Annotated in this window: 15 protein-coding genes; 4 read left to right on the forward strand and 11 right to left on the reverse strand. The window is 67.8% G+C overall.

Annotation, left to right across the window (positions count from 1 at the left end):
• Nucleotides 1-222: 222 nt before the first annotated feature.
• Entirely contained in the window at nt 223-1,209 is a 987-nt protein-coding gene (locus OIU93_RS16435) for an Lrp/AsnC family transcriptional regulator (protein WP_264271143.1), read from the reverse strand.
• Between the two features lie 247 nt (nt 1,210-1,456).
• Between OIU93_RS16435 and OIU93_RS16440 the strand changes: the two genes are divergently transcribed.
• Entirely contained in the window at nt 1,457-2,809 is a 1,353-nt protein-coding gene (locus OIU93_RS16440) for an MFS transporter (RefSeq protein WP_264271144.1), read from the forward strand.
• Nucleotides 2,810-2,969: 160 nt separating this feature from the next.
• On the opposite strand, the gene OIU93_RS16445 is transcribed toward OIU93_RS16440, so the two are convergent.
• Genes OIU93_RS16445 through OIU93_RS16455 form a run of 3 tightly spaced genes read right to left on the reverse strand, consistent with a single transcriptional unit; the run spans nt 2,970 to nt 4,980 of the window.
• Complete coding sequence (locus OIU93_RS16445; RefSeq protein WP_264271145.1) at nt 2,970-4,079, reverse strand: tRNA-dihydrouridine synthase; 1,110 nt, start codon at nt 4,077-4,079, stop codon at nt 2,970-2,972.
• 29 nt (nt 4,080-4,108) lie between these two features.
• On the reverse strand, nt 4,109-4,822 hold the full coding sequence (locus OIU93_RS16450; protein WP_264271146.1) for a hypothetical protein: 714 nt from the start codon (nt 4,820-4,822) through the stop codon (nt 4,109-4,111).
• Nucleotides 4,822-4,980 (reverse strand): CopG family transcriptional regulator, encoded by a 159-nt coding sequence (locus OIU93_RS16455; protein WP_264271147.1) that lies wholly within the window; start codon nt 4,978-4,980, stop codon nt 4,822-4,824. Before OIU93_RS16455 ends, OIU93_RS16450 begins: the two co-directional genes overlap by 1 nt.
• 81 nt (nt 4,981-5,061) lie before the next feature.
• Here OIU93_RS16455 and OIU93_RS16460 point away from each other — a divergent pair, with 81 nt between their 5' ends.
• Nucleotides 5,062-5,634, forward strand: coding sequence for a YdeI family protein (locus OIU93_RS16460; protein ID WP_264271148.1), 573 nt, complete (start codon nt 5,062-5,064; stop codon nt 5,632-5,634).
• Here the strand turns inward: OIU93_RS16460 and OIU93_RS16465 are convergent.
• Complete coding sequence (locus OIU93_RS16465; RefSeq protein WP_264271149.1) at nt 5,631-6,377, reverse strand: glutamine amidotransferase; 747 nt, start codon at nt 6,375-6,377, stop codon at nt 5,631-5,633. The genes OIU93_RS16460 and OIU93_RS16465 overlap by 4 nt on opposite strands.
• A 175-nt stretch (nt 6,378-6,552) precedes the next feature.
• Between OIU93_RS16465 and OIU93_RS16470 the strand changes: the two genes are divergently transcribed.
• Nucleotides 6,553-7,332, forward strand: coding sequence for an SDR family NAD(P)-dependent oxidoreductase (locus tag OIU93_RS16470; protein ID WP_264271150.1), 780 nt, complete (start codon nt 6,553-6,555; stop codon nt 7,330-7,332).
• 21 nt (nt 7,333-7,353) lie between these two features.
• On the opposite strand, the gene OIU93_RS16475 is transcribed toward OIU93_RS16470, so the two are convergent.
• Nucleotides 7,354-7,941 carry a DUF1684 domain-containing protein gene (locus tag OIU93_RS16475; RefSeq protein WP_264271151.1) on the reverse strand — a complete coding sequence of 196 codons (588 nt, stop codon included), beginning with the start codon at nt 7,939-7,941 and terminating at the stop codon, nt 7,354-7,356.
• On the reverse strand, nt 7,925-8,134 hold the full coding sequence (locus tag OIU93_RS16480; RefSeq protein WP_264271152.1) for a hypothetical protein: 210 nt from the start codon (nt 8,132-8,134) through the stop codon (nt 7,925-7,927). Before OIU93_RS16480 ends, OIU93_RS16475 begins: the two co-directional genes overlap by 17 nt.
• Before the next feature lie 97 nt (nt 8,135-8,231).
• On the opposite strand from OIU93_RS16480, the gene OIU93_RS16485 reads away from it, so the two are divergent.
• A complete protein-coding gene (locus OIU93_RS16485) occupies nt 8,232-8,537 on the forward strand; it encodes a hypothetical protein (RefSeq protein WP_264271153.1) in 306 nt (101 codons plus the stop codon).
• Nucleotides 8,538-8,559: 22 nt separating this feature from the next.
• Here the strand turns inward: OIU93_RS16485 and OIU93_RS16490 are convergent, their stop codons facing one another.
• From OIU93_RS16490 to OIU93_RS16505, 4 genes are all read right to left on the reverse strand, one after another.
• A complete protein-coding gene (locus tag OIU93_RS16490; protein ID WP_264271154.1) occupies nt 8,560-10,512 on the reverse strand; it encodes a hypothetical protein in 1,953 nt (650 codons plus the stop codon).
• A gap of 175 nt (nt 10,513-10,687) precedes the next feature.
• On the reverse strand, nt 10,688-11,761 hold the full coding sequence (locus OIU93_RS16495) for a pseudouridine synthase (RefSeq protein ID WP_264271220.1): 1,074 nt from the start codon (nt 11,759-11,761) through the stop codon (nt 10,688-10,690).
• Nucleotides 11,762-11,822: 61 nt separating this feature from the next.
• Nucleotides 11,823-12,656, reverse strand: a complete 834-nt coding sequence (locus tag OIU93_RS16500; protein ID WP_264271155.1) for a DNA-formamidopyrimidine glycosylase family protein — start codon at nt 12,654-12,656, stop codon at nt 11,823-11,825.
• Nucleotides 12,657-12,771: 115 nt separating this feature from the next.
• Nucleotides 12,772-17,658 (reverse strand): ATP-dependent helicase, encoded by a 4,887-nt coding sequence (locus OIU93_RS16505; RefSeq protein WP_264271156.1) that lies wholly within the window; start codon nt 17,656-17,658, stop codon nt 12,772-12,774.
• Between the last annotated feature and the right edge of the window lie 34 nt (nt 17,659-17,692).

Here is a 17,692-nt window from a genome sequence, read left to right on the forward strand (position 1 = left end):
ATGGACCTCATCGACCACCACATCAAAAACCACAGAAAGTAGCCAGAGAACCGGAACCAAAAACGCCAGGATCCCCGACAATCCGGGGATCCTGGCGTTCTGTCTGTCGTAACTTCAGACTAGGACCTGGCACCTCGTTGACGTGAAGCGATTCCCCGGCCATTGTCCGTTTCGGACAGTGGCCGGGGAATCGTCGCTTAAGGCGACCCTTCCCGGCCCGGATCAGGTGACGACCTCACCGGTGGGACGCCCCTCCGGATCCAGCATCCAGCCCATGCGCTTGAATGAATGCACGCCCACGCAGGCCTCGATGATGTCGACACCGGGGACCCTGGCGGCGAGCCTGGCCTCAATGTCGGCGATGTCGGCCGGGGTGCGCAACTGCATCATGAACGTCATGTTCGCCGCACCCGTGGTTGAGGCGCAAAGGCGCAGCGTCCGATGCTCCATCAGGAAGGCTGCGACGGTGTCCGCAGTGCCTGCGGGAACCTTCGCGAACCATTGCACCGTCAGCGGGTACCCCGTGTAATGGCTCGCCAGATCGCAGCGCAGGGTCACCATGCCGGTCTCCAGCGCCGTGCGCAGCGCCCGGCCGGTGGTTGAGGGATGCTGACCGGTGGCCTGGGCGATTTCCGCGGCCGTGGAACGGCCATCGCGCATCAGCACCCTGAGCATCGACCAGAACGTGTCGGGGATGATCGTCGGCTGCGCCAGGGGTGGCTGGTTGAGGCGTTGGAGCTGGGCCTGCTGTGCGGGGGAGAGCACGTCCAGTCGCCACACGTTGCCGGTGGCGTAGAGCTTGGTGCACAGCGAGACCTTGGTGCGTTGGACGCCACGGGCGCCGCGGATGCGCGGCAGGATCTCCCGGGCCATGGTGAGCCAGTCGGCGGCCAGGCAGGTGAGGCGGAAGTCGGCACTGCTGGTCGCGTCGTCGACGGTGAGCACCTCGGAGATCGCGCAGAGGTCGACGCGCGCCTCGTCGATGAGCTCCGGATCGGCCACGACATCGATGAAGGCGGTGCAGTGCTGCTCGGGGTGTCCGCCCAGATGTCCGAGGACCCAGGCCATGCGATCCTCGCGCAATCGGTTCCAACGGGCGGAAAGCGTTGCCGGGTGGCGTCCCAGCACGACCGCCAATTCGGCCCAGCTGGCCCGCGGCGCGATTTGCAGCGCATTCACCAGTTGCAGGTCTTCCACCGGCAGTTCCATGAGATCCCTCCTCGTCATCGCTGCACGAATTCGCGGCTTGGATGGCCCCCTGTGCAATTATTCGTGAATTCTAGTTCATTGTCCTGCCCTGGCCCCACGATCGATAGTGACACGGCTCACCACCCGGTGGGTCACCGGGCTCGCGAAGGCGACCACAACACGCAGCCGGCAACGCCAAGCTCGCTTCCCTGGCCTAACGCCAATTCCCATTTCCCTCTCCCCGCACAGAAGCAGGATCCAACCCGCCATGAGCATCAAGGAACAGCTGGCCCCGGCCGGCACCATCCAACGCACCGAGCCCGCCGCGCACGGGGCACCCGGGCAGTCCACCTTCAAGACTCTGCTGGGCATTGGCGCCGGCAACGCCGTGGAATGGTTCGACTGGGCCATCTACGCCACGTTCGCCTCCTTCATCTCCGGCCAGCTCTTCTCCAAGGCCGACCCGACCTCCGCGTTCCTGGCCACCATGGCGATCTTCGCCGTCGGCTTCGTCGCCCGCCCCTTCGGCGGCGCATTCTTCGGCCTGATCGGCGACAAGGTCGGCCGCAAGTCCGCCATGACCATGGCCGTGGGCCTGGCCTCGCTCGGTTCGCTGATCATCGCGATCACCCCGACCTACGCGAGCATCGGGGCCGGCGCCTCGCTGATCCTGCTGGTGGCCCGGCTGCTGCAGGGCCTGGCGCACGGCGGCGAGATGCCCAGCGCGCAGACCTACCTCGCCGAGGTGGCCCCTGCCCCGAAGCGCGGGTTCTACTCCACGCTCATGTACTTCTCCGGGACCGCCGGCATCGTTGCCGGAACGCTGCTCGGGGCCATCCTCACCGTCGTGCTGACCAAGGAACAGATGGGCGCCTTCGGCTGGCGCATCCCCTTCGCCGTCGGTGCGCTGATGGGTCTGTACACCCTGGTCATGCGCTCGCGCCTGAAGGAGACCGAGCAGTTCGAGGAGCAGAAGTCGGCCAAGGCCGCGGCCGCCACCAAGGGACCCTCGGTCTTCTCGCAGATCATGGCCAACTGGCGCCAGGCGGTGCGGGTCATTGGCCTGACCGTTGGGTTGACCGTCGTCTACTACATCTGGTCCGTTTCGACCCCTGCCTACGCGATCGCCAACCTGAAGATGGATCCGGCAACCGCGCTGTGGACCGGCGTCGCCGCCAACCTGGTGTTCATGACGGCCCTGCCGTTCTGGGGCAAGCTTTCGGACCGCATCGGCCGCCGTCCGGTTCTGCTCATCTCGGCACTGGGTGCCGCGGTGCTGCAGTTCCCGATGTCCTCCCTGGTGCGCGGTGAGGCATGGCAGCTGTTCATCGCCATGTCGGTGATGCTCATCTTCATCGCCGCCTCCGCCTCGATCGTTCCGGCCGTCTACGCCGAGCTGTTCCCCACCGCGATCCGCACCATCGGCGTGGCCATCCCCTACGCCATCGCCGTGGCGGCCTTCGGCGGCACCGCTGCCTTCCTGCAAGCCGGGTTCAACGCCTGGTTCGGTATCCCCACCGGCGGAACGGTCTTCGCGATCTACTCCATCGTCCTGCTGCTCATCAGCGCGCTCACCATCTACAAGATGCCCGAGTCCGTGGGCAAGGACCTGCGCGGCTAGCAACCGCGCCGCGACGCTGAAGGACCCCCCTCATCTAGGTGCGGGCCACCCGGGAATCCCCCTCCCGGATGGCCTGCACCGTCTGCGTGGGCGGCCATTGGCGGTCCTGCCGGTGACGCGCGTGCCCGCGCGGCCGGCCGAATGCCCCGCCCCGGTGTGACTACCAGTGGGCGCGCCAGTACTGGGCGGCGAAGGGCACCTGTTCGCGCGGTGCACCCAGCTCGGCGGCGGCCACCGCCGGCCAGTTCGGGTTCTTCAGGGCAGCACGGCCGATCGACACCCCGTCGGCGGCACCGGTGACCAGCACCTGTTCGGCCTGCGAGGGGTCGTTGATCATGCCCACGGCCGTCACGAAGGCCGCCGGGACCGCCTGCTTCACGGCGTTGGCCAGCGGCACCTGGAAGCCCGGGCCGCTGGGCCCGTGGTACTTGCCGATCCCCGCGCTGGACAGGTCGAAGGCCGTGACGCCCAGCTCAAAGGCCTCGGCGGCGAAACGCGCGGTGTCCTGGATCCGCCACCCTCCATCGACCCAGTCATCCCCGGAGAAGCGGATGGCCAGCGGCTTGTGCGCCGGCCAGGCGGCACGCACCGCGGTGATCACCTCGCGCGCGTACCGGGTGCGGTTCCCGAAGCTTCCGCCGTATTCATCCGTGCGGGTGTTGGTCAGCGGCGAAAGGAACTGGTGGATCAGGTAGCCGTGCGCCGCATGGATCTGGACGACATCGAACCCCGCTTCGTCGGCCCGGCGCGCTGCCTCGGCCCAGTCCCGGATCGATGCGGCAATCTGCTCGCCGCTCATGGCGAGCGGGGAGTCGAGCCCGAAGACATCGGTTTCCGAAGGAGCGGCGGTTTCCCACCCGCCGTCCTCCTCGCCGAGGCTGCCGACCTGTCCGGCGGCAGCGGGCTGGGGCAGCCAGGCATGCGTCGAGGCCTTGGCACCGGCGTGGGCCAGTTGGATGCCGGCTGCCGCGCCCTGGGAATGGATGAAGTCGACAATGGGGGCCCACGCCCGGGACTGGTCATCGTTCCAGATGCCGGCATCCCTGTCGCTGATGCGTCCCTGGGCGGTGACCGCGGCGGCCTCGGTGAACACCAGGCCGAAGCCCCCGGCGGCGCGGGCGCCCAGATGGGCAAGGTGCCAGGCGTGCGGCACGCCGTCGCGGTTGTCGACCGAGTATTGGCACATGGGTGCCAGCACGGTGCGGTTCCGAAGCGTCAGGCCCGGGCCCTCGGGCGCGGCAAGGTCGACCGGAGTAAAGAGTTTGCTCATGCCCGGTGGCAACAGGTGCGCCGTCCGGGCTATTCCCGCGGTGCCGGGCTTTGGGCATGGTGGTGGCGTTCGGCGACCCGCAGGTCCCCGCCATCCGGGTGCGCCACCAGCAGTGTCCGGCCGTGGGTCCCCGTGGCGAAGCGCGGCCGCAGCCCGGCGGCCTCCAACTGCGCGGCCAGGTGCCCGGCGTCGCCGTCGATGCCGAGTTCCAGGTCGACCCGGGTGGCTGCGGCGGGACGCAGGTCCACGTACCCGCCATGTTTGGCCCTGAAGTGCGCTTCCAATGCTCCTTGCCCACCGGGGGACTGGATCGCGCCGATGTTTCGCAGCGTCTGCGCGGAGCCCTGCACGTCGGGAGTGTTCCATACAGCCAGCACGCCGAGCGAACCCGGCGTGGACTGGAGTCCCGATCCGGCGGTGACACCGGCGTTCACCGGGGTGGCCGTGAATTCCAGCCGGTCATCGGCGGTGATGTGCCCGATGGGTCCGGCGTCCGTGGTGCGCAGAAGCACCTCGGTGCCGTCGCTGCGGGTCCATTGCGCAAACTTGTCCAGGTCTCGCACCTCGAAACCCAGCTCGATGGCGAAGGAGGGCGCGGTACGGAGGAGAACGCGTCCGGAACCCGCGGCAAAGCACCGTTCCCCGGAAGTTCCGTGCGGCAAATCGGCAAGCCCAATGGCCAGCAACATTTCGGCCCAGGCAGCGGCGTTCCCGGTGTTCACCACGGGCCGCACGCGCAACATCAGCGCCGCTCCAGGTACTCGGCGAGGGCCTTTTCCACGAAGGCGGAAAGGCTGCTGCCGTCATCGACGGCGGCGTGCTTCACGCGGCGCACCAGCGGCGCCGGGAGGTAGACATTGAATTGGATCTTGTCGCTGTGTTCGTCCCTGTTCGCTGCCATGCAACGGATGCTAGCAATATAGCCGCCGTTGCCACAAGGCCACCGCTGGTCGCCCCCGGTGGCCGGTGGAATGATGGGTCCATGGCGATCCCCCTGGAAGAACTGTTGGTGCCCGATGCCGCCGCGTGGCGCGCCTGGCTGCAGGAGCACCACGCCAGCCATCCGGGCGTGAACCTGGTGCTGCACAAGAAAGGCGGAACCACCACAAGCCTGACCTACGCGCAGGCGCTGGACGAGGCCCTGTGCTTCGGCTGGATCGACGGCCAGCGCAACGCGCGCGACGAGCACAGCTTCACCAACAGATTCACCCCGCGCACCGCGCGCAGCAAGTGGTCCGCCAGGAACGTGGAACACGTCCAGCGGCTGGAGGCCGTCGGCCTGGTTCAGCCGGCGGGGGCCGCCGCGGTCCAGGCGGCCAAAGCCGACGGGAGGTGGGACGAAGCCTATGCGGGGCAGGCATCGGCGCAGCTTCCCGCCGATTTCCTCGAGGCGGTTTCCGGATTTCCGCGGGCGCAGGAAACGCTGGCAGCCCTCGGCGCCAGCGAGCGATTCGCCATCTACTACCGGTTGCACACCGTCAAGGGGGATGAGACCCGCCGGAGGAAGATCGCCGACTACGTGGCCCGGCTCGATGCCGGGCAAGGGATCTTCTAGCCTTCGGCCCCATAGCGCCGCACGAAGTTGCGCAGGATCAGTGCCGGCCACTCCACGAGTGCGGCCATCGCCTCGTCTTGCAGCCGCTGGGCATCCTGCGGGGGGAAATAGCCCGCATCGCGGTAGATCATGATGCGCTGGGCCAGTCCGGCGGGGTCAAGCTCGGGATGGAACTGGGTGGCATAGAGATTGCTCTTGACCCTGAACATCTGCACGGGACAGGCAGCCGAATCGGCCAGCAACACCGCCGATTCCGGCAGCTCGGAGACGGCCTCCTTGTGCCCCACGAAGGCATCGAATTCCTCCGGCAGCCCGGCCAGCAGCGGATCGCGGCGTCCCTGGCCGGTGAGCCTGATGCGCGAGGTGCCCACCGGTTCGCCAAAGTGCGTATCGACTCTCCCTCCCTGGTGGGTGCCGAGGGTGCCAACGCCGTAGCAGGCGCCCAGGAACGGGAAGTCCTCGGCCACCAGCACATCGAGCAGCCGGGAAAGGTCCGCCTCGCAGCGCAGCTGCGTCGCTGATTTCGTTGACGGATGGTCCGAGGCATTGAAGGGGCTGCCGCCCAGGATGATGCCCGGACAGTCCTCCAATCCCAGCCCGTCAAGGGAACCCAGTGGTTCGCGCTCCAAGCGGATGACGCGCAGCGCACCGGCATCGAGCCCGCTGGCATCCAAGACGCCGCGCACCTCGTCGGATGCGGCAAGGTCGTGTTCCCTCGTCGAAATCAAGATAAAGCGGCCCATGGCTGCAGTCTACGTGCCGCATTCGACTCGACGAACCGGGGGCACTCTTCTATCCCGGCGCTTCCCGGTCTAGTCTGAAGTGAGTTAATGGCCACTAACCCAGCTAGGTCGGCGCCAAGCGCCGGCCGGCAGCAGGGGAAGGGTCCACAGCAGCGCAGACGAAGGGAACCGCACCATGCTCATCACCGACTCAGTCGCCTTGGTCACCGGGGGAGCCTCCGGACTCGGGGCCGCCACCGCACGGGTGCTCTACGACGCCGGCGCCCAGGTGGTGCTGGTTGACCTGCCCTCCGCGAAGGGCGAGGAGGCAGCGGCGGCACTGGGGCCGCGGGCGAGGTTTGTGGCCGCCGACGTCACCGACGAAGCGCAGGTCAAAGCCGCCATTGACGCAGCCGCGGACATGGGAAACCTGCGCATCGTGGTCAACTGCGCCGGGGTTGCCACCCCCGGCAAGGTGCTGGGGCGCGAGGGCGTGCTGCCGCTGTCCACCTTCGAAAAGGTCATCGCCATCAACCTCACCGGCACCTTCAACGTGGTCCGGCTGGCGGCAGAGGCCATGGCTGCAACCGACCCGGTCATCGACCCGGCCACCGGAACCCCCGAGCGCGGGGTCATCGTCAACACCGCCTCTGTCGCCGCCTTCGACGGGCAGATCGGCCAGCCCGCCTACTCCGCCTCCAAGGGCGCCGTCGCCGCGATGACGCTGCCGCTGGCCCGCGAACTGGCCCGTCACTACATCCGGGTCATGACCATTGCCCCGGGCATCTTCGAGACCCCGATGATGTCCTCGCTCTCCGACGAAGCGCAGGCATCGCTCGGTGCCCAGGTGCCGCACCCGGCACGTCTGGGCAAGCCCGCCGAATACGCGGCCCTGGTGGAGCACATCGTGGCCAACCAGATGCTCAACGGTGAAACCATCCGCCTGGACGGGGCCATCCGCATGGGACCGAAGTAGCCGGACCGCGGAGCAAAACCCTCAGCGGGGCATGAGCTCCCCGGCGCGCACCGGAACCTCGAGCCGGTTCCCCGGCACCGGTGCCGGGCACACCGCATGGGGTGAGAATGCCATGGGGTAGTTCAAGGTGCGGTTGAAATCAATGGCGACTTCCCCGTTCGTGCCGGGGTCCTTGACCGTGACAAAGCGCCAGGAAGCCGTCTGCACCCCGTCCGTCTGGTCCCGGAATGACAGGGTCAGCGAACCATCGGCGTTCCGGGAAGCAGCCAGGGACGCGCGGTGCCCGGCCAGCTCGAATTGGACCTCGCCGACCAGTTCTGCCCTCAGCCTGGTGTCGGAACGGAAACTGTCGATCGGCACCACCTTCGGGGCGTGGAATGCGGTGTAGCGCCCGGGGACGATGAAGGTCGGGTCGTGGTCGAAGACCGGGACGCCGGTGAAGGCCTTCAGCCGGGGATGGGTGCGCTCGCGGGTGCGGATCATGTACCTGCCCCCGCGCACGCCCAGTTCCACCAGGGTGTCACCGTGGCGGATGAAATGCATGGACTCGCCCTCGTGCAGGGACTTGGCCAAGGTGCCGACGACCGGGTCGCTATCCGGGGTGGTCACGGAGTCCGACACCTCGAAGCCCGCCCGCGGTCGCCCCGGTGGCATCGGCGCTCCAGCTTCCCGGAACCAGGTCCAATGGGCAGGGATCCTCGGACAGCCACTGGTAGCTGCTCAGTGAAAGCCACCCGAACGGGACCGCCAGGCCTTCGTCGCGCATGCGGCGCCACAGTGTGAAATTCGTGGGTGCACTCATGGAACCCAGTGTGCCACTTCAGCGCCCGGTCGCTCCGTCGCCTCAGGGGGGATCGCGATGTGGCCATGCCGAATCCACAAGCATTAGGCTTGTTTCCATGCCTTCCTATCGCGCCCAGCTGAACATCACGGGGCTTCGTCCCGGGCACGCGCCCGAAGCCGTCATGGACACCGCCGTGGCATCGCTGGCCGAGGGCCACCATGTGGATGCGAACCAGCTCGACGTGGTCGCCGGGGTGCCGCGGATCACCGTGCGCTATACCGTGGAGGAAGACGGGAACCCTGATATGCGCGCCGTTGCATCGGCCGCTGCCATGCGCGCGGCGGTGGAAAGGGTGGCGGTGAGCGAAAAGCTCGTGGTGCTGCGCCGCACCCGTGGACGCTGGATGACGCTGCGGCGCTAGGCGTGCGGCAGGATCTCGCGTCCTAGGAAAAGTCAGTCGGCTTGCCGCGGGCGGCGCGGTGCTCGGCATGGTGGATCTGGTAGCGCCGGTTCTCGGTTGCCAACAGCACCACGAAACCGGCCATTCCCGCGAGGATGGCGATCCAGATGGAGTTGTTGGTTCCCAATACCCGTGGCACGAGCAGCCAGAACATGCCCCAGCCAAATCCGATGGCCATGATGATGCGACCGCGCTCGGTCATGGACAGGCTTGTGGCACCGTAGCCCAGGGCAGGCACCAACAGGGTTGCGATCCAGATGCCCGCTCCGCCGGCACCCCAGGACTGCAGCATGTTCATGAAGGCGGACGCCAACACGACCATGCTGAAACCGGTCATCAGGCTGACGGGTGCATCGGTGAACATCCGTTCGCGCGTGGTACGGGCGGTGTTCAGGTTCAGCTCGCGCACTGAGGTGTACAGGAACCAACAGCTTGCCGCGGCAAAACCGAAGGCGGGGAAAAGCCAGTCGTTCACGGCGCTGAGCATCCACAGCACATTGCCCACGCAGGCAAGCGCAAACCAATTGCCGACGGCGCGTTGGCGCATCGCGGAGCGCTGCGAGGGCGCCCACGAGTAGGCTGCACCCGCCACCGCCCAGAGAAGGACGACTGGCCAGATCAGGTGCGCACTGGGAGCCAGCGACAACAAGGAGTAATTGGAACCCAGGGATTCGACGGTGCCGGAGGACAACGTCTCCAGGCTGGCCAGGGACACAGCTGCCGCCGCCACGGTGGCAGCGCTGCCAAGGATTCGACGGCGCATGTCCGATGGTTCCTCGACGGGGTTGGGGCCGGTCTCCGGCAGGACGTAAGGTGCCTCGTAGACCGGTTCGGCCGTGGCCTGTTGCTGGTCTATTGCGGCCTTGGCGCTGGCAACCAGGGCCGCAAGATGCTCCGGATCCATGGGCGGGGCCGGAGTGGCGGCCACCGAGGTCTCGGAGTCGGAAACCACAATGTCTTCACCGGGAGCGGCGTGCTCCGCTGGATACCAGTCTGTGGCAGGACCTGGAATCAGGTTTCCGGCATGCAATTCCGGCTCGTCGTGCACCGGGGACTCGACGGCTTGCGCATCATCGGGCTGGAGGGGGTCCGAGGCATGGAACCTCGCCGCTTCGGCGCCCCTGGCGCGGTCCTCGGACTGTGCCTGGGCGGCCAGCCGTGCCTCGTCGGCCTGCCGGGCGGCGGCATCGAGCTTGGCCTGGTGGGCAAGGCGCGCGGCGTCACGCTTGGCGGCTTCCGTCTTCGCCTCGGCCCGGGCGACCTCCACCAACCGTTCTTGTTCCTTGATCTCTGCGGCCTTGGCCCGTTCGACGCGCAACCGGTGCCACCGCCTCTTGAAAGTGGCAGGGGCTGCGTAGATCTTGTCGCCCAGGCGTTCAAGATTTGGCGCGGGCACGGAATCCAGCCAATTGTTCAGTCCGCTGAAGCCGCCAGCGATCGTCTTGGCGGGAACAGCGGTTGCGTCCTTGTCCTTCGACGATTGCCCGTCTGTCAGGTGGCGCAACGGAGACTCGCCGAGTACCTGGTCCGTGGGCTTCTTGAGGACTTCATCCACGGTGTCGGGTTCGGGGACGGAGCGATGCGGCACGGGCTTGGAAATGCGTTTCGAGAGTTGTTCCTTGGCTTCTGCGGGTTTAACCGGGGCGGTCTCCCCGGCCTCACGGACCAGATCGGTGGGGCCAGGCGGCGTGGGCGCGATGTTGCTTTTGGCACCTGGCTTCGGCGTTTGGCCCGAGTTTGACGGACCTGCAGCCTTGGGCGGCTTCGTGGGCTTCGTCGGCTCGGTCTTGGCCGGATCTGCTTCGCCGGCTTCGGGGGTCTTGGCTTGTTCGGACTCCGTCGGTCCGGTCTTGGCCGGATGTCCCTTGTCGGAAGTCGAGCCCGGGTTCTGCGATTTGCTTGACGCGGCGGAGGTCTTGGTATCGGAATTGTTCATGTTCAGCTCCTTCATCGCCGCGATGCATTTGGCGCATCTGCTCATCGGATGGCTTCCAGCGTACCCAACAACCCGCAGGTGATGTCCACTTCCCACGCCCGGCCGCTCGACCGGCAAAGGTGAGCTACGCCATGGCCGTTGGCAGAGCCTCGGCGACCATACCTTCCGCTCCTGCTCAGGTGGGAGATTCGGAGAGTTCCAGTTCCGAGGTGTAACGCACCTGTGTCCCGGAGAGAGGGTCAATGAACGAAATGCTGCGGGCCAGCAGCTGCAGCGGGCGCTTGTAGTCATCCGCGGCCAGGTCCAGCAGCGTCGGGTAGAACGGGTCGTTGAGGATTCCGAGTCCCAGGGCCGCCAGGTGCACGCGCAGCTGGTGGGTCTTGCCCGAGTGCGGGCTCAGCCTGAATTTGGCGACCCGGAGCCCGGCAAAGTGCCCGTTCGAGGTCCCGGTGCCCATCAGCTCAATGAGGGACACTGCGTTCGGTTCCCCTTGCTCTACCAATGAGCGCAACTGCCCCTTGATCTTGCTCATGCGGTTGCGATACACCAGCGGTTCGTGCGCCAGCGCGTCGAGGCGGTCGCGCAGTGCGGCGGCCGTGAGCAGGTCGTTTCCCGGTCCGGCCGTTCCGTCGACCGCGTTGCCGCTGCGTTCCTCGGCGCTTCCACCGAGGCCGCCTGTGCCCAGGACCTCGCCGGCCGGGCGCCCCGCGACCGGCTCAAGCGCCGAAACCGCCTCGTAGGTCTTGGAGATCTCGCGGCGTTCGAAGAGCGTCTGGTAGGCGCCGCGGGTCTCCGGGTTGGTGGAGAAGAGCAGGATTCCTGCTGTCGCCCGATCCAGCCGGTGCATGGGGATCAGCTCCGGGTTGCCCACGCGGTTGCGCAGCCGCACGAGGGCTGACTGCTGGATGAAGCGACCGCCGGGGGTGGTGGGCAGGAAGTGCGGCTTGTCGATGACCAGCAGGTTTTCGTCGTGGTGCAGGATCGTCTCGGTGAAGGGTATGGGTTCCTCGGCCGGCAGGTTTCGGTAGTACCAGATAAATTCGTGCGCGCCCAACGGCGTGTGCTCATCCAGGGACTCCCCGTCAAGGCCCACGACCTCGCCCTGTTGGAAGCGACGTGCGATGCCTTGGGCGTCGACGTGCCCGAAGCGATGCAGCATGTATTCGCACACCGTTGCCCACTGGCCTCCGGAAGGCACGCGCAGACGGGTTGCATTGACACCGTTGCGCACGGGAAGGGGAGAAGTCATGGCCATGCACACCAGTCTTCCACGTGTGCACGGCCTGCCCCGGTGCGACAGGGGCGCTCCGTCAGCGCGTACGGCCGCCGCTGGGCACGTAGGAGCCCTGGCAGGAGGCACAGAAGAACACATCTCGTTCGGCGCTGCGCGTGGATTCGGCCAGCGATTCCTTTTGCAAGGTGCCACCACAGCGAAGGCATGCCTGGCCGGCACGGCCATAGACCCAGTACGGGTTCATCCCGTCGGAGCCCGTGGTCACGCGCCGGGCGCGGTCCTTGTTGGCATGCAGCAGGCGGTGGGCGATGTCGACCATATGGCCCAGGTCCTCCACCTCGCCCGCCGGGGTGCGTGGGTGCACCCGGGTGATAAAGAGCAGCTCGGAACGATACACATTGCCCAGTCCGGAAATCAGACGCTGGTCGAGCAACGCCAATCCAATGGGTCGCTCCGGGTCGATGAGCAGTCTGCGCAGTGCTTCGTCCGGATCCCAGGAATGCCCCAGCGGGTCCGGGCCCAGGTGGCCAATGACTTCAACCTCGTCGGTGGTCCGCAACACGTGCAGGAACCCGAGCTCGAAGCCCACCGCGGTGAAGGCCTTGTTGCCCAGCACCGCGCGTGCCTTGAACGCCGGGGACCGCCAGCGTTCCCCGGTGGCATAGACGTCCCAGTGACCCTCCATGAGCAGGTGCGAGTGGATGCTCAGCGGAGGGGCGGATACCTTCACGGGCGGGCGGGTGCGGATGAGCAGATGCTTGCCGCGTGAAACGACCGACTCCACCATCCAATCCACCAACGACAAGGTTGCATGGGCGGGTACGCGAAAATCGCTCACGCTCAAGGCCCTGCCCCCCAGAGCGGCCTCCAATCGACGGGCCGTGCGAAAAACTGTATCCCCTTCGGGCATCGCTAAAACCACCAATCCTGCTAGTAAAGGATGCACTTGCCCTCAAGTATCAAGTGACCTAGACCACCCAGCCTAGCCGGTGTCGGTGAATCACGGGTGGAAACCGCGAAATTACCTAGGTCCTAAAACGCAGTCCACTAGGACTCGAATAGAACCCGGCGCGCAGCAGGGCCGTCCCGACGGGCGTTTCGAGAACAGGTTTCCCGTTGATTTTCTCGATTCCCAGCTTGGCGATGGCTGCACGTCGCAGCACAGCCACCAACTCGGTCGCTATGGCATCAAGCACCGCGGGATCCGCGGCGGCGGAATCCTGGTCCCCGGACAGGGCGCCGAAGCCCAGCACCGTCTTGCCTCCGCGCTCCACGTACAGGGCCAGCGCGCCGTCCAGCAGCACCACCAGCGCGCCGGCCTTGCGCCCGGGGCGGTGCCCGCCGGCGGCCTCCGGCCAGCCCAATGCCGCCCCGTACGGGTTGGCCGGGTCGGTGGCCGCCAGGGCCAGCGCCACCGGAGGCGCCCCGTGTCCGGGTTCGCGGACCAGCGCACGGAGTCGGTCGATGGTCGCGGAGGTGGAGAACTGGGCGGCGCCAAGCCGCTCCACGAAGTAGCCGCGGCGAGTGTGCCCGGCCTCCTCGAGCCGGCCCAGCACCCGGTAGAGCTGACCGAATCCGCCGGGCACCGATTCGGCGGCGACCGAGCCGCGGGTCACCACCCCGTAGCGTTCGAGCAAGAACTCGGCGGCTGCGTGGGCGCGGATGGTGGTGTCTTTTTCCGGGGCGGGCAGGGCGCCCCAGCGGCCGGAAGCCGAATCGGGGAGCTGGCGGCGGCCGGTCACATCGACAGCTCCATCAGTGCGGGAAGATCGCAGCATCGCCATGCGCCCCAGCCGGGCTGTTCGCGCCCGAGGGGCCAGTGCCGGCACGCGGTGCGCGGCCTTGCCACCGGAGACCAGCTGGCGGATCGGCGCCAGGGTGTCGGGAGCGACGGCCGAGGCCCAGAAAAGTTCCCACAGGGCCTCGAGCACTTCCGCGGAGGACGGTTCGCTTCCCGACGCCGTGCCGGAACCGTCCGGGGGTGCGACGGCCAGCAACCGGGCCAGCTGCGGCACGAAGTAGGCGCCGGAGGAACCCAGCACCGAGAACAGCTCGGTGGCTAGCGGGCCCAGAGCCGAGGTGTCGGGCAACGGCAGGCTCAGCGGCGCGTTCTCGGCGGTGTGCAGGGCGATCCAGCCGTCGGTTCCGGCCAGCGCGCCGGCGCCGGAAACCAGCACCTCGCCGGCGCTCATGAGTTCGTCGAGCATTGCGGGTCGGTAGTCACGGACGCGGGCGGGCAGCACGTGTGATTCCAGGGCGGAGGCCGGAACCGGCACCCCGGCCAGCTGCTCGATGACCGCCAGCACACCGTCGATGCCGCGCAGTCCCGCGCCGATGCCCTGCCAGCCCGGCAGGAACCTCGCGAAGGTCTCCTGGTCCACGGGTTCGACCTCCGCGCGCAGGGCGGCCAGCGAGCGGGTGCGGATCATCCGCAGCACACCGGCATCGCAGTACTCGGTGGTGCTGCCGCCGGTCACCGGGGTGTCAAGGAGCATTTCGGCGGGCCGGAAGGCCCCTACCATGACCCGGGAATCCGCCACCAGCCGCTCCAACACGGAAGCGACCACTGCGACGCCCAGGCCCAGTGCGGCGGCGACGTCCCCGGCGGTGAAGGGCCCGTGGGTGCGGGCAAAGCGGGAGACCAGGTCGCCCACAGGGTCGGCCACCGGGTCGATGAACGCCAGCGGCACGCCGTGCGGCAGCGGCACCCCAAGCCCGTCGCGCAGCCGCGGGGCATCCTCGATCGCGGCGAACACTTCCCTGCCGCCCAGGCGCACCGCAAGGGCGCGGTTGGAGCGGACCAATTGCTCCAGGTATCCGGCGGCGGCTTCCACCGCGGCAGCGGAAGCGGCTTCGTCCTCGTGCCGCAGCCGGTCCGCCACGGCCTGGGCGTCCAGCGGGCCGAGCAACCGCAACAGGTCCGCCGCTCCCTCGAGCCCGGCCAGCTTGCGGTTTTCTGCCGTGCGCTGGAGCTCGTCCTGGGTGCGGGCGATGACGTTGGCGTCGAGCAGCTCGCGCAACTCGGTGCGGCCCAGCAACTCGCCCAGCAGCGCCGGGTCAAGGGACAGGGCCGCGGCGCGGCGCTCGGCCAGCGGCGAATCGCCCTCGTAGAGGAACTGGGCGACGTAGCCGAAGAGCAGCGACTGGGCGAAGGGAGAGGGTGTGCGGGTCTGCACCTCGCGCACCGCGATGCCGCGCGAACCCACCGCGGCAAGCAGGTTCTTCAGTGCGGGCAGATCGTAGACGTCATTGAGGCATTCGCGAACCGTTTCCAGGATGATCGGGAAATCCGGGTACTTCCGCGCCACGTCCAGCAGCTGGGCGCTGCGTTGGCGCTGCTGCCACAGCGGGGTGCGCTTGCCGGGGCTGGTACGCGGCAACAGCAAGGCGCGGGAGGCGCATTCGCGGAAGCGGGAGGCGAAAAGCGCCGAGTTGCCCACCTGCGCGGTGACCACGTCCTCGATTTCGTCGGACTCAAAGAAGAAGAGTTCGGCCCCCGGAGGCTCGTCATCCATCGCCGGGACGCGCAGCACGATCCCGTCGTCGGCTGCCATCGCGGAGCCGTCCAGGCCGTAGCGTTCGTGCAGCCGCGCCCCGACGGCCAGCGCCCAGGGAGAATGCACGGGCAGCCCGAAGGGCGAATGCAGGATGACCCGCCAGTCACCGAGCTCGTCCACGAACCGCTCGACCACCAGCGTCTTGTCGCTGGGGACCACCGTGGTGGCTTCCGCCTGGGCTCCCAGGTAGTTCAAGAGATTCCCGGCGGCAAAGGCATCGAGCCCGATGCCGGCCAGCTTCTCCCGCGAGGCTTCGGCGGGCAGGTTGACCAGTTCGGAGGTGAACTTGCCCAGCGCCTCGCCGAGTTCCACCGGCCGGCCCTGGGTGTCGCCCTTCCAGAACGGCAGCTTTCCCGGCTGTCCGAAGGCCGGGGAGACCAGCACCCGGTCGTGGGTGATGTCCTCGATCCGCCAGCTGGTGGCCCCCAGCGCGAACACGTCGGTGACGCGGGACTCGTAGACCATTTCCTCGTCGAGCTCGCCCACCCGGCGCCCGCCCTTGGCACCGTCCTTGCTGGAGGAATCCTCTGAACCGACAAGATACACGCCGAAAAGTCCGCGGTCCGGGATCGTGCCGCCGCTGACGACGGCCAGTCGCTGCGCGCCCGGCCGGCCCGTGAGCACCCCGGCGTCGCGGTCCCAGACGATGCGCGGTCGCAGTTGCGCGAACTCGTCCGAGGGATACTTGCCCGCCAGCATTTCCAGTGTCGCGGTGAACGCGGCGCGCGGCAGCGAAGCATAGGGTGCCGAACGGCGGACCGTCTCGAACCAGGCCTCCACACCCACGTCCTCCAGCGCGCACGCCGCCAGCGTCTGTTGCGCCAGCACGTCCAGCGGGTTGGCGGGAATGTGCAGCTTTTCGATCTTGCCCTCGCGCATGCGCGAGACGGTCAGTGCGGTGCTCAGCAAATCCGACCGGTGCTTCGGGAAGAAGGTGCCGGTGGAAGTCTCGCCAACCTGGTGCCCGGCGCGGCCCACGCGCTGCAGGCCCGAGGCCACCGAAGGCGGGGACTCGACCTGGATCACCAGGTCGACCAGGCCCATGTCGATGCCCAGTTCCAGGGAACTGGTGGCCACCACGGCCCGCAGCACCCCGGTCTTTAGATCGTCCTCGATGTTCGCACGGGTTTCCTTGGACACTGAGCCATGGTGCGCGCGGGCCAACGGTGCCACCGCCCCGCCCTCCGGGACACTGGTGGCGGTCGTTCCGGCCTGGGCCATTATGGCAGCCGGCATTCCGGTGCCCGGCTGGACCCGCGCCGCGGGCGTGCCTGCACCCGTCTCGGCTCCGGTGGAACCGATGCCGTTGGAGACGAAGGTCGCTTCGGGGACGGCGTCCGTCCCCGCCGCCCGGGATTCGTGGATCTCGTTCAGCCGTCCGGTCAGCCGCTCGGCAAGCCTGCGCGAATTGGCAAAGACGATGGTGGAGCGGTTCGCCTCGATCAAATCGACGATCTGTTCCTCGACGTGCGGCCAGATGCTGGCCTGCGGGGCCAGCCCGGAACCGGGTCCCAGGTCGTGGGCGGCCGCGGCGGCGGGCAGGTCGGTCATGTCCTCGACAGGTACCCGCACGCTCAATTTCCAGGTCTTGGTGATCGGCGGCGCGATGATGCTCACCGGGGCGGTGCCGCCCAGGAAGCGGGCCACCTCGTCGCGCGGTTCGACGGTGGCGGAGAGCCCGATGCGTTGGGCGGGGGCAGGGAGCAGGGCATCGAGGCGCTCCAGGGACAACGCAAGGTGGGCCCCGCGCTTGGTGCCGGCCACCGCATGGACCTCATCGATGATCACGGTGTGCACGCCGGTGAGGGATTCGCGGGCCCTGGAGGTGAGCATCAGATAGAGCGACTCGGGGGTGGTGATGAGGATGTCGGGCGGGTTGGTCACCAGCTTGCGGCGTTCGTTGGCCGGGGTGTCGCCTGAGCGCACGCCGACCGACACCTGGGGCACCGCGAGTCCCAGGTGCGCGGCGGTGGCCTTGATGCCCACCAGCGGAGCGCGCAGGTTGCGCTCCACGTCCACGCCAAGTGCCTTCAACGGCGAAATGTAGAGCACCTTGGTGCCGCCGGATGTGGTCTCGGCCTTCTTGCTCTTGGTTGCCCCCGATTCCAGTCCCGGAAGTGCGGGGGCCGTGATCTCCGTGGCGGTGCGGGCGAAGGAATCCAGGGCCCACAGGAACGCTGACAGGGTCTTGCCCGATCCCGTGGGGGCAACGACCAAGGCATGTCGGCCCGTGGAGATGGCGTCCCACGCTCCGATCTGGGCGGGCGTCGGCGCGGCGAAGGCTCCCTCGAACCAGGCCCGCGTCGCGGGGGTGAACCGCTCAAGGACGTGCGCCGCTTCAACATTCTTAGCCATCGACCCCAGCCTAAGCGCTCGCAGGGTCAATTAG

Origin of the sequence: Paeniglutamicibacter sp. ZC-3 (assembly GCF_025847175.2) — a bacterium.
In the GTDB taxonomy this organism is placed as follows: Bacteria; Actinomycetota; Actinomycetes; order Actinomycetales; family Micrococcaceae; genus Paeniglutamicibacter; species Paeniglutamicibacter sulfureus.

Excerpts from the sequence above, each read along its gene's own strand:
- OIU93_RS16435 (WP_264271143.1), bottom strand. The coding sequence starts at position 1,209 with ATGGAACTGCCGGTGGAAGACCTGCAACTGGTGAATGCGCTGCAAATC.
- OIU93_RS16440 (WP_264271144.1), top strand. The coding sequence starts at position 1,457 with ATGAGCATCAAGGAACAGCTGGCCCCGGCCGGCACCATCCAACGCACC.
- OIU93_RS16445 (WP_264271145.1), bottom strand. The coding sequence starts at position 4,079 with ATGAGCAAACTCTTTACTCCGGTCGACCTTGCCGCGCCCGAGGGCCCG.
- OIU93_RS16450 (WP_264271146.1), bottom strand. The coding sequence starts at position 4,822 with ATGTTGCGCGTGCGGCCCGTGGTGAACACCGGGAACGCCGCTGCCTGG.
- OIU93_RS16455 (WP_264271147.1), bottom strand. The coding sequence starts at position 4,980 with ATGGCAGCGAACAGGGACGAACACAGCGACAAGATCCAATTCAATGTC.
- OIU93_RS16460 (WP_264271148.1), top strand. The coding sequence starts at position 5,062 with ATGGCGATCCCCCTGGAAGAACTGTTGGTGCCCGATGCCGCCGCGTGG.
- OIU93_RS16465 (WP_264271149.1), bottom strand. The coding sequence starts at position 6,377 with ATGGGCCGCTTTATCTTGATTTCGACGAGGGAACACGACCTTGCCGCA.
- OIU93_RS16470 (WP_264271150.1), top strand. The coding sequence starts at position 6,553 with ATGCTCATCACCGACTCAGTCGCCTTGGTCACCGGGGGAGCCTCCGGA.
- OIU93_RS16480 (WP_264271152.1), bottom strand. The coding sequence starts at position 8,134 with ATGAGTGCACCCACGAATTTCACACTGTGGCGCCGCATGCGCGACGAA.
- OIU93_RS16485 (WP_264271153.1), top strand. The coding sequence starts at position 8,232 with ATGCCTTCCTATCGCGCCCAGCTGAACATCACGGGGCTTCGTCCCGGG.
- OIU93_RS16490 (WP_264271154.1), bottom strand. The coding sequence starts at position 10,512 with ATGAACAATTCCGATACCAAGACCTCCGCCGCGTCAAGCAAATCGCAG.
- OIU93_RS16495 (WP_264271220.1), bottom strand. The coding sequence starts at position 11,761 with ATGACTTCTCCCCTTCCCGTGCGCAACGGTGTCAATGCAACCCGTCTG.
- OIU93_RS16500 (WP_264271155.1), bottom strand. The coding sequence starts at position 12,656 with ATGCCCGAAGGGGATACAGTTTTTCGCACGGCCCGTCGATTGGAGGCC.
- OIU93_RS16505 (WP_264271156.1), bottom strand. The coding sequence starts at position 17,658 with ATGGCTAAGAATGTTGAAGCGGCGCACGTCCTTGAGCGGTTCACCCCC.